A 7,539-nucleotide genomic window follows, 5' to 3' on the forward strand; every position below is an offset into this window, starting at 1 on the left:
CCTTTCCCCCGCCGCCCACGCCACCACCCGCCCGGATATCCCCCTCCACGCCCAGGCCATGCTGGAGTCCCGCGCTCCGGGATCCCTGGCCGCCATTGCCGAGCTGAAGCGCCGTGGCCATCCGGTCGCCTTTGTGGGGGATGTGGTAGGCACGGGATCCTCCCGCAAATCCGCCCTCAACTCACTCCTCTGGCACATCGGCCACGACATTCCCCATGTGCCCAACAAGCGGGCCGGCGGGGTCATCCTGGGGGGCACCATCGCGCCCATCTTCTTCAACACCGCCGAAGATGCCGGGGCCTTGCCCATCCAGTGCGATGTCTCCCGCCTGGAAACCGGCATGGTGGTTACCATTTGCCCCTACGAAGGTGTGATCCGCTCTGAGGCCGGCCAGGTTCTCTCCACCTTTTCCCTGCGGCCCGTGACCCTCCCCGACGAAGTGCGGGCGGGGGGACGTATTCCCCTGTTGATTGGCCGTGCCCTCACCGACAAAACCCGCCAAGCCTTGGGTTTGCCTCCCTCGACCTTGTTTATTCGCCCCACTCCACCGGCAGACACCGGCAAAGGCTATACCCTAGCGCAAAAAATCGTGGGCAAAGCCTGTGGGCTGCCAGGCGTGCGCCCGGGCACCAGTTGTGAGCCCCTCATTACCACGGTGGGATCCCAGGACACCACCGGCCCCATGACCCGCGATGAGCTGAAGGAGCTGGCCTGTCTGGGCTTCAACGCCGACCTAGTGCTGCAGAGCTTCTGCCACACCGCCGCCTATCCCAAGCCGGTGGACATCCAGATCCACAAAGAGCTGCCCGACTTTTTCGCTTCCCGCGGGGGCGTTGTCCTGCGTCCCGGCGATGGCATTATCCACTCCTGGCTCAACCGCATGCTCCTGCCGGATACCGTCGGCACCGGGGGCGACTCCCACACCCGCTTCCCCTTGGGGATCTCCTTCCCGGCGGGATCCGGTCTGGTGGCCTTTGCCGCCGCCATGGGGGTGATGCCCTTGGACATGCCGGAATCGGTGCTGGTGCGCTTTAAGGGGGAACTGCAGCCGGGGATCACCCTGCGGGACATTGTCCATGCCATCCCCTACGTGGCCATTCAGAGGGGGCTGCTCACCGTTGAGAAAAAAGGCAAGAAAAACGTCTTTGCCGGGCGCATCATGGAGATCGAGGGCCTGCCGCATCTGAAGGTGGAGCAGGCCTTCGAGTTTACCGATGCCTCGGCAGAGCGCAACTGTGCCGGCTGTACCATCCAGCTGAGCCTCGAGACGGTCTCAGAATATCTGCGCTCCAACGTGGTGCTGCTGAAAAACATGATTGCCCGCGGCTACCAGGATGCGAGAACCTTGCTGCGGCGCATCGCCAAAATGGAAGCCTGGCTGGCCAGCCCCACCCTCCTGGAGGCGGATGCCGACGCTGAATACGCCGAAGTCATCGAAATCGACCTCAGCACCATCACCGAGCCAATTGTCTGTGCCCCCAACGATCCCGACAAGGTGATGACCCTGAGCGAAGTCCATGCCCAACACGCCGCCGGCAACCCCGATACGCCGATCAAGATTGACGAAGTTTTCATCGGCTCCTGCATGACCAACATCGGCCACTACCGCGCCGCCGCCAAAATCCTGGAAGGCCAAGGGCGGGCCAAGGTGCGCCAATTCTGGATCTGTCCGCCCACCCGCATGGATGAGGCACAACTGCGCTTGGAAGGCGTATACGGCATCTTTGCTGCCGCCGGGGCCAGAACGGAAATGCCGGGATGCAGCTTGTGTATGGGCAACCAAGCCCGCGTGGAAGACGGGGCCACCGTCATGTCCACCTCCACCCGCAACTTCAACAACCGCATGGGCAAAGACGCGCGGGTTTATCTGGGATCCGCCGAGCTGGCCGCCGCCTGCGCCCTTTTGGGCCGGATCCCCACCCCTGAGGAATACCAAGAGATCGTCTCCACCAAGATCCAGCCCTTTGCCGGCGAGCTGTACCGCTACCTCAACTTCCACGAGATCCCCGGCTTTGAAGATGAAGGGCGGATCATTCCGCGGGAGCAAATGCCTAAGATCGAGGACTTGCTCGGGATCCGGTCTTGAGCAGGGATCGGCGCATGGGTGGTCAGCAGGAGCTTAAGCTGGCCTTAGGCTGCCCTGATAGCATGGCAGGGAGCCTCCCATTGCCCTGGAGAAAGCCCAATGGCCCTGAATCCAAAGATGATCCGTCGCATCCACCGCACCCTGGCCCCCATCCTGGCCTTGCCCTTGGTGGTGACGGTGCTGACGGGATCCCTGTATCAAATTGCCCGCCTTAACCAAAACTTCGACTACTACTGGCTGATCCAAATCCACAAAGGGCAGTGGGGCCCCCTCGATCTGCAAGCGGTTTACCCGTTCTTAAACGGACTGGGGCTGCTGGTGATGGTGGCCACCGGTCTCAGTATGTGGTTACCCACAAAACTCCATCGCCGCCCCAAACATACGGAGTCCCAGAGGGTTTTGGATGGATAAACCTGTAGGGTAAACACCTAAGAAACATTCCAGAAAACCCTACACTTCTCGGAATAGATTTGAATACACTAGAAGCATAGAGGTTTTGCTTATACCTCTAAAGTTGAGCCCCAAAAGCTAAGCTCCAAACTCGAACTGGAAGTCAAAAAAGCAAAGTAATAGAGGAGGAGGATGCTCTATGGCTCTTGTCCGCTGGGATCCATTTCGGGAAATTGACGAAATTCAACGGGAAATGAACCGGATGTTCGACCGGCTGATCCCTCGCACCACCGAGGCCGACGGCTTTGCCTTCATGCCGGCAGTGGAGATGCACGATGATCCCGAAACCATTACCCTGAAGCTGGAGCTGCCCGGCTTGAACCCCAACGACTTGGATATCCAAGCGACAGCCGAAGCGGTCTCCATCACTGGGGAACGGCGATTTGAGAAGCGCTCTGAAGACAAAGGGGTAACCCGGACTGAATTCCGTTATGGGCGCTTCCAACGGGTGATCCCACTGCCGAACCGGATCAAACACGATCAGGTGAAAGCCGAATACAAAGATGGGATCCTCACCCTCACCTTGCCCAAGGCAGACTCTGAAAAAGCCCAAGTGGTTAAAGTGAGCGTTGTCTCCTGATGGCCTAGAGGTTAGGCAACTTCCTAATGGGGAAAAAGGATCCCATAGAGGTAGGCGATGAGCCTACCTTTTTTTACATTTCGGTTCAAGATTCCATGGCTTCCCAGCTCCCCTCTCCTTCTGGGAAAGGGGCCGGGGCAAGGGCAGGGGCAACGACCATAAACTGGCTTCGCTGCAGGGATCCCCAGCTCTCCCTACCGAACTCAACTCAACTCGATTTGACTTTTGCCCGCCGCTTTGGATAGGGTTTGAGTGCGCAACGGAGCCAAGGTTGAGAGCATGGCCAGCGTTACCTACGAACACGTTACCAAGCGCTACAGAGACACCACCGCCGTCCATGACCTGAACATCACCGTCGAAGACGGGGAATTTCTCGTCTTTGTCGGCCCCTCCGGCTGCGGCAAAACCACCTCCCTGCGCATGCTGGCCGGCTTGGAAGAGGTGAGCGCCGGCTCCATCTACATTGGCGATCGACGGGTGAACGATGTCCCCCCCAAGGATCGGGATATCGCCATGGTCTTCCAATCCTATGCCCTCTACCCCCACATGACCGTGGCCGAGAACATGGCCTTTGGCCTCAAGCTGCGCGGCCTGCCACGGGCGGAGATCGAAAGCCGGGTTAGGGGGGTGGCCAAGCGCCTTGGGATCGAGCACTTGCTCAACCGCAAGCCCAAGGAACTTTCGGGTGGGCAACGGCAGCGGGTTGCCGTCGGGCGGGCCATCGTGCGCAATCCGGCGGTGTTTTTGATGGATGAGCCCCTCTCCAACTTGGATGCCAAGCTGCGGGTACAGGCGCGGGCCGAGATCAGCAAGTTGCACATGCAACTGGGCACCACCTTCATCTACGTCACCCACGACCAGGTGGAGGCCATGACCATGGGCAACCGCATCGCCGTCATGAAGGATGGCCGCCTGCAGCAGGTGGATACCCCCCACACCCTCTACACCCGCCCGGCCAACCTGTTTGTGGCCGGGTTCATCGGCAGCCCCGCCATGAATTTCTTCCAGGCCAAGCTGCGGGAGCAGGAGGGCACCCTCTGGATCGATACCGGCGCCTTCCGCGTGGCCATCCCGCCCCACCAGGCAGAGCCCTATTGGCAATACGTCGGCAAGTCGGTCATCTTCGGCATCCGCCCGGAAAACATCCACGATCCCCACTACCAACCCCCAGGGATCCAACCTGCCCCGGTGCGGGCTAAGGTCTCGGTAACGGAGCTGGTGGGCCATGAAGTAATCCTCTATCTCAGCACCAGCGACCGAGAAGGGATCCTGGCCGAGCAGGAGTTTGTGGCCCGCGTGGATCCCCGTACCCAGCTGCGCGTCAACCAGTGGGCGGAAGTGATCTTCGACATGGATCGCTTCCACCTGTTCGATCCCGAAACCGAGCAGCGCCTGGGTTAAACCCTGGGATCGCTTTAGAATCCTAATCAGTCCTACAGAGGCAGGGATCCCTATGCCGGAGCAATCCACTTCCAAGTTGGTTCAGGCACAGTTTGACGAATTTCCCTACCCGAATGTCCCGATTGAGCAGACGGTTACGGATAACTTCGCGCTGTTTGCCAACAGCCTCACCACCGCTTACTATCGCCGCAACCGCAAGGTGGTCAAACCCGAGGGCAAAGTGATGCTCAACGCCGGCTGTGGCTCCGGCTGGGAGACCCTCGTGCTGGCCACGGCCAATCCAGGAGCTTCTTTTGTCGGGGTGGATATCTCGGCAGAATCCCTGAAAATGGCCCGGCAGCGCTTCGAGTTCCACCAGATCAAAGAGGCGCGTTTCGAGGTGATGGACATCACCGACCTGCAAGCCTTGGGGGAGCAGTTCGATTTCATCGCCTGCAATGACGTGCTCTACCTACTGGACGATCCGGTGGCAGGGCTGAAAGGCATGCGCCAGGTGCTCAAACCGGACGGCATCATCCGCACCAATGTCCACAGCCTTTACCAGCGCCAGTTTATTTTCAACATGCAGGATGCCATGGAGCTGCTGGGGGTGATGGATGAGCCGGCTGCCAAAGCCGTTCCCATCCTCAGGGAGCTGATGGATGCCCTTCACGAGGGCAGCTTCGTCAAAAGCCACTGGCAGGGGGATGCCATCAAAACCACCAATGGGATCCTGGCCAACTTCCTGCTGCGCAGCGACAAAGGCTTTACCGTACCTCAGGTCTTTGAGATGCTCCGCCAAGCCGGGCTGGAGTTCATCAGCATGGTCAATTGGCAGCAGTGGAAGCTGGAGCGGGTCCTCACCAAGCCCGTTCCCTACGCTCTGCGCCAAATCAAAAAGCTCAACCAAGAGGAGCTGCTGCACTTCATCGAGTTAATCTTTCCCAACCTGACCCGCCTGATCGACTTCTGGTGTGGCCACCCCACCGGGGCCACTTCTCCCCAACCCTTCAGCAACGAGGAATGGAGAAATGGCTCGGTACACGCCCATCCCCTGCTGCTGAGGCTCAATGCCAAAGCTGCCTTTGAGAATGCCATCCGCGACAATGGCCCGGTCAACATCAACGGCTGGCCCGGCTCCGAGGGCAACATCACCATCGATCCCTTCTCGGTGCGCTGGTTGATCGATGTTTTTGGAGAAGAGCCTGTTCCTGTACAGGCCCTGGCGGCCAAGGCGCTAGATCTCATGGATTGGACCCCAGAAGAAGCCTTTAACCAGGTGGTGGCCAACCTGAAGTTTCTGGAAGAGCGGCTGGTGGTGCTGTTGGACTCTCCTCTGCGTTGAGTTCAAGAACCTACCCCCCTCTCCCCCTGGGAGAGGGGCCGGGGGTGAGGGCTGACTCCCCCTGGGAGAGGGGCCGGGGGTGTTTGCGTTTAGCGACGCGGAGCGCTTGGGCTGGGAGAGGGGCTGGGGGTGAGGGTCTGCAGCACCCTGATTTGCTCGGCCCGAATGGCCGCTGGGATCGATCCTTCCGCATCGACGTTGACGGCGAACCGAACGGTGCCTTCCATTTCCACCACATCTCCCGGGAGCAGATCCAGCCAGCTGGCAGAGCGGCCAAGGCGAGTCACTTGCACCTCCTCAGCGGGAACCACCGAGACCCACGTGCCCGCGTAGCGCTCCAAGCTGGGGCTGACTTTTTCCAAGTTGACCCCAATCCAGCCCTCCTTGCGGTTGAGAAGTCGCACCGTCCCAGTTAGTTGGAAAGGCTGTGCTTCTTCCGCTAACTTGATTGGCTCGTAGAGAACCTCTGTATTTAAAGGCTGCAGACGAGCCAACTCCACCCGCCACCCTTGGGCCTGGCGATAGAGGGTAACCTCCATAACTGCGCGCAGCCGACCCTCCGGCAAAGGCTCGTAGAAGCCCAACTGGGAGCGAAAAGGGCGAAACCGGGGATCCTCCCGATCCGGCTCTGTTAAAAATCGTTGCAGCTCCTCGGCAGTGAACTGGAAACGCAAAGTCGGCACCACCGCTTCTGGCTTCAGGATTGCCTCCACCCGGAAAATGGCCGTATTGCCCACCGCTTGAATGGGGGTGAGGGTAAACTCCTCCGCTGAGGGCCACGATTGATCCAAGGCCCCCGGAGGGATCCCTTTTAGCAGCCGCGGAGTGAGCAGGGCTTCTGCGGTGGCAAAATCGCGGGCATTGGCCGCCTGGACAAACTCCCGCAGCGTTTCTTCAGCCGTTTTGGCCTGCCAACAGCCCCCCAGAGGCAGCAAAGCCAGCACCAGGAAAAACCACGCTCTCACATCCACACCCTCCCCAATCTCCCTGCAGGTAACAGTCCTAGGGGTTCTCGGTTGGAGATGCAGAATTTTCACCGGGATCCGTTGCTTCTGTCTCTTCTGGGTTTTCCGACTGGGATCCCGAAGCAGCAGGTGGCTTATCCGGCTGCCACACTTCAATTCGCCAGCCGCGATCTTGCTGGTAGAGGGTGATCTTGACGCGGGAGGTTACCGTCTCTCCCTCCAGGCGCATCCCCACCAACTGCGGGGCCAACTGCTGATAGGTGGGATCCGCCAGATCCGGCTGGGTCAAATACTTGCGCAACGTCAAGGGATCCAGCCCCAGCCGCTGGGCTGCATCCTCCAGAGAGTCTGTGCCCTCCACCCAAACATAGGCCGTCTTCCCGGTCACCTCTTGGTTGCGCAACTGCACGTTCTCCCCCACAATGCCCCAAATCGAAGGCAGGGATCCCGGCCTGAGGGCATTGCTGAAGCGCTCCGTCAGGTAGCTGTCTGCCGTGCCCCAGTCCCCCTTCTCGGCAGCAGCGATGAAAGTGCTCACCACCTGGTCAGGAGTTTGCACAGGAGCTGCCTGCGTACAGGCGATCCCTCCTGCCAAGGCGGCAGCAGCAATCCAGACGGGGAAACGGCGTACCATGAACATCCCTCAACCACAAGCGGCATCGCTGATACATTTACGCTGAACACTGCTGAACATCACTGTTCAACTATGCAGCGATAGCATTCTGTTTGTTTC

7 protein-coding genes are annotated in these 7,539 nt (G+C 59.8%); 5 read left to right on the forward strand and 2 right to left on the reverse strand.

The window, feature by feature from the left end; translation table 11 throughout:
* The 5 genes from NW837_RS13500 to NW837_RS13520 all read left to right on the forward strand — a co-directional run.
* The coding region (locus NW837_RS13500) for a bifunctional aconitate hydratase 2/2-methylisocitrate dehydratase (protein WP_414332139.1) at positions 1-2,086 on the forward strand (2,086 nt) is incomplete at its 5' end.
* Between the two features lie 99 nt (positions 2,087-2,185).
* Positions 2,186-2,497, forward strand: a complete 312-nt coding sequence (locus NW837_RS13505) for a PepSY domain-containing protein (RefSeq protein ID WP_414332140.1) — start codon at positions 2,186-2,188, stop codon at positions 2,495-2,497.
* 178 nt (positions 2,498-2,675) lie between these two features.
* Complete coding sequence (locus tag NW837_RS13510) at positions 2,676-3,116, forward strand: Hsp20/alpha crystallin family protein (RefSeq protein ID WP_011433199.1); 441 nt, start codon at positions 2,676-2,678, stop codon at positions 3,114-3,116.
* A gap of 279 nt (positions 3,117-3,395) precedes the next feature.
* Entirely contained in the window at positions 3,396-4,517 is a 1,122-nt protein-coding gene (locus NW837_RS13515) for an ABC transporter ATP-binding protein (RefSeq protein WP_414332141.1), read from the forward strand.
* Positions 4,518-4,569: 52 nt separating this feature from the next.
* Positions 4,570-5,841, forward strand: coding sequence for a class I SAM-dependent methyltransferase (locus NW837_RS13520; protein ID WP_414332142.1), 1,272 nt, complete (start codon positions 4,570-4,572; stop codon positions 5,839-5,841).
* A gap of 89 nt (positions 5,842-5,930) precedes the next feature.
* Here the strand turns inward: NW837_RS13520 and NW837_RS13525 are convergent, their stop codons facing one another.
* Complete coding sequence (locus tag NW837_RS13525) at positions 5,931-6,812, reverse strand: hypothetical protein (RefSeq protein WP_414332143.1); 882 nt, start codon at positions 6,810-6,812, stop codon at positions 5,931-5,933.
* A gap of 31 nt (positions 6,813-6,843) precedes the next feature.
* On the reverse strand, positions 6,844-7,440 hold the full coding sequence (locus NW837_RS13530) for a hypothetical protein (protein ID WP_414332144.1): 597 nt from the start codon (positions 7,438-7,440) through the stop codon (positions 6,844-6,846).
* Positions 7,441-7,539 lie beyond the last annotated feature (99 nt).

Source organism: Synechococcus sp. R6-10 (assembly GCF_047461815.1).
GTDB lineage: Bacteria > Cyanobacteriota > Cyanobacteriia > Thermostichales > Thermostichaceae > Thermostichus.

Bases quoted from the DNA above. Each gene is read 5' to 3' on its own strand.
- NW837_RS13520 (WP_414332142.1), top strand. From the start codon at position 4,570: ATGCCGGAGCAATCCACTTCCAAGTTGGTTCAGGCACAGTTTGACGAA.
- NW837_RS13530 (WP_414332144.1), bottom strand. From the start codon at position 7,440: ATGGTACGCCGTTTCCCCGTCTGGATTGCTGCTGCCGCCTTGGCAGGA.
- NW837_RS13505 (WP_414332140.1), top strand. From the start codon at position 2,186: ATGGCCCTGAATCCAAAGATGATCCGTCGCATCCACCGCACCCTGGCC.
- NW837_RS13515 (WP_414332141.1), top strand. From the start codon at position 3,396: ATGGCCAGCGTTACCTACGAACACGTTACCAAGCGCTACAGAGACACC.
- NW837_RS13510 (WP_011433199.1), top strand. From the start codon at position 2,676: ATGGCTCTTGTCCGCTGGGATCCATTTCGGGAAATTGACGAAATTCAA.